The 452-nt window shown below is 45.8% G+C and carries 1 protein-coding gene and 1 pseudogene; both read left to right on the forward strand.

The window, feature by feature from the left end:
- Positions 1-237, forward strand: a pseudogene (locus GFC01_RS20070) (asparagine synthase (glutamine-hydrolyzing)); the annotation flags it as partial.
- Positions 238-279: 42 nt separating this feature from the next.
- Positions 280-452, forward strand: a 173-nt coding sequence (locus tag GFC01_RS20285) for a hypothetical protein (protein WP_423244419.1), incomplete at its 3' end; no start/stop codon positions are given.

The following is a 452-nucleotide window of genomic DNA, read 5'->3' on the forward strand; positions in this document are numbered from 1 at the left end:
TCGGAGATCTTTGGCTTAGGACCGTCAAGAACACCAGGTCAAGGAGTGTTTAAAGGGATAAAAGAGCTGAGACCTGCACATGCCTTGACCTTTTCAAAAGACGGACTGCGCGTGTGGAGATATTGGAATGTCAAAAGCAAGGAGCATACCGACTCACTTGATGACACCGCACAGCACATTAAGCATCTCTTTACAGATGCCGTGACAAGACAGCTCGTCTCTGATGTGCCTGTATGAACATTTTTATCTGGGGGCGTCGATTCTAGTGCCATTACTGCCATTGCCGCTAAGCACTTTGAGAAAATAGGGGAAGCACCGCTTCATACGTATTCCATTGACTACGAAGGAAACGATCAATTCTTTGAGGCAAATCAATTCCAGCCGAATGCTGACGGCCCATGGATTGATCAAATGACAAAAGCGTTTCAAACGAATCATCACAGCTGTATCAT

The organism is Desulfofundulus thermobenzoicus (assembly GCF_009428905.1).
GTDB classification, from domain to species: Bacteria; Bacillota; Desulfotomaculia; order Desulfotomaculales; family Desulfovirgulaceae; genus Desulfofundulus_A; species Desulfofundulus_A thermobenzoicus.